A 2,348-nucleotide genomic window follows, 5' to 3' on the forward strand; every position below is an offset into this window, starting at 1 on the left:
TAAGGCGCTCGATGTCTTAAGAATCCCCGTGTCTTTAGACCGGGGAGTGTCAATATAAGAGGAACAAAGGTAATCAGGTTTAGACAGAGTTGAGTAATGGTACAGCAAAATATTTCCCCACAAAACTGAAAAAAAAATTAAAAAACCCGATTTAGGGGCTTGCGCTATTGATTTTTTTTTGTTAAAATTAGATAATGGAAATCCGTGCCTAAATTTTATTAGAGTCACCACTCCCATTATCATATAATACCACAACCAAGTCAAGTATAACCGGGGGCATCAAAAAAATCTGCGTCTTTATGCTATCTTTGTCAATACCCTCGCCCCAATTCCTTCATGGTTTCTGCTGGAAAAATTCATCGCCTAGGCTTTAGCTGCCTAGTTACCCTACCTTTCACCGCTGCTTTGGCACTCCTGCCACCTGCGATCGCACAAAATGCCGATCCCGTATTACCATTAGATGGCAGTGCGACACCCTTAGACTTAACCGATCCTAACAACCTGCGACCTTTGACTCAAGGAGCTAGTATCCTAAGTTTACAAAGCGGACAGCGTTTGATGAGTGAGGGAAATCAGGCGATTGAAGCAAAAGACTATGCCTCAGCTACACAAAAACTCCAACAAGCCCGTCAGGTATTCAATCAGTTATCGAATTTCTATCAACAACTTTCTACCAGTTTTTCCGGTATCGATAATCGGATTTACGATTCCCTCCGCCAAAAAGCGCTAGACACTGCTGAAATGCGAGATCAAGCCACCTATAAGCTGGCGGTAGTCCATCAGTCACAAAATCAGCCAGAATTAGCTGTACCGCTACTGATCCAAATTATTCGCTCTCAGAATCCTACCCGGGATCTTGGTAAAACCGCCTATCAGCAGTTGGTAGAAATCGGCTTTATCGATACAGGTTTGCAAGATGGGCAGCGTTTTATGACTGAGGCAAGTCAGGCTGTAGACAATCAGGATTATGAATTAGCTGCCCAAAAACTCCAACAGGCGCGTCAGATTTTCAATCTATCCTCTAATTTCTATCAACAACTTGCTTCTAGTTTTTCCGGTATCGATAACCAAATTTTTGATACTCAACGGCAAAAAGCCGTAGAAAATGGGGAAATGCGCGACAAAGCTACCTATCAGCTTGCACTAGTCCATCGGGCGCAAAATCAGCCAGAATTGTCTGTACCACTGTTGATTCAGATTATTCGCTCTCAGAATCCCACTAGCGAGTTGGGCAAGAAAGCTTATCAGCAGTTATTTGAGATTGGCTTTGTCGATTCTCCTTATGCGGGATTGGGTGGGAATCTCCCCACCTCTTCTGCTGCTCCACAGCGTTAAATTGAATGTAGCGCAATTTAGAAATTTCACCAGCAGGATTGACAATTTTTATGATTACTCTAGAGCAAGTTAAATCAATGATCGAGAAGGAGATACCCGATGCTGAGGTACAGGTGCAGGATTTAACTGGCACTGGCGATCACCTCCAAGCTATTGTTGTATCATCTCAGTTTGAAGGGAAGAGCTTGGTGAAACAGCATCAGCTTGTTTTCGCCGCCCTGAAACAGCCATTGGAAAGTGAAGCGATTCACGCCCTAGCGTTGAAAACCTACACGCCTCAAGCATGGAAAGCTACAACTCAGACGGCTTGAGATGATTATGCTAAGGCGCTAAACTAAAGCTATCGAAAACTTTACATTCGGAATTGGATCGAAATTATGACACCAGAAATCAAAGAGCGGATTGACACGTTACTTAAAGGAAACAAAGTTTTGGTTTTCATGAAGGGGACAAAACTCATGCCCCAATGTGGTTTTTCCAATAATGTAGTTCAGATTCTGAATACCTTGGGTGTCTCTTACGAAACGATCGACATATTAGCGGATCAAGAAATTCGTCAGGGGATTAAGGAATATTCTAATTGGCCGACTATTCCCCAAGTCTACGTTGACGGCGAATTCATCGGTGGCTCAGATGTAATGATCGAATTGTATCAAAATGGGGAATTACAGGAAAAACTGGAAGTAGCACTGGCTTCCTAGATTAAACAATCGATTGTTAATGGTTTAAGTCATCTGGCGGTTAAAACCGCATCTACACAAACAAAACCTGCCTCCGCAGGTTTCAAAGCTACTAATTTGATCTTAGTCCGCGAAGGCGGACTTTGTTTTTGTAGCCGCGATTTCCAATCGCTTTGGCTTAAATGTTGAGGATCAATTAAGTGTACCTCATTACTGCGAAAACCGCTGTAATGGTTTAAGTCATCTGGCGGTTAAAACCGCATCTACACAAACAAAAACTGCCTCCGCAGGTTTCAAAGCTACTAATTTGATCTTAGTCCGCGAAGGCGGACT

The 2,348-nt window shown here is 43.0% G+C and carries 3 protein-coding genes; all 3 read left to right on the plus strand.

Annotated features, from left to right (window positions below; translation table 11 throughout):
- Positions 1-336: 336 nt before the first annotated feature.
- On the plus strand, positions 337-1,335 hold the full coding sequence (locus NJ959_RS30895; protein WP_373693734.1) for a hypothetical protein: 999 nt from the start codon (positions 337-339) through the stop codon (positions 1,333-1,335).
- Positions 1,336-1,385: 50 nt separating this feature from the next.
- Complete coding sequence (locus NJ959_RS28680) at positions 1,386-1,646, plus strand: BolA family protein (protein ID WP_254015168.1); 261 nt, start codon at positions 1,386-1,388, stop codon at positions 1,644-1,646.
- 66 nt (positions 1,647-1,712) lie between these two features.
- The gene (gene grxD / locus NJ959_RS28685) at positions 1,713-2,036 is read left to right on the plus strand and encodes a Grx4 family monothiol glutaredoxin (protein WP_254015169.1); all 324 of its coding nucleotides are present in this window, start codon (positions 1,713-1,715) and stop codon (positions 2,034-2,036) included.
- The last annotated feature ends 312 nt before the right edge of the window (positions 2,037-2,348 follow it).

This window comes from Limnofasciculus baicalensis BBK-W-15, from assembly GCF_024178385.1.
In the GTDB taxonomy this organism is placed as follows: domain Bacteria; phylum Cyanobacteriota; class Cyanobacteriia; order Cyanobacteriales; family Coleofasciculaceae; genus Limnofasciculus; species Limnofasciculus baicalensis.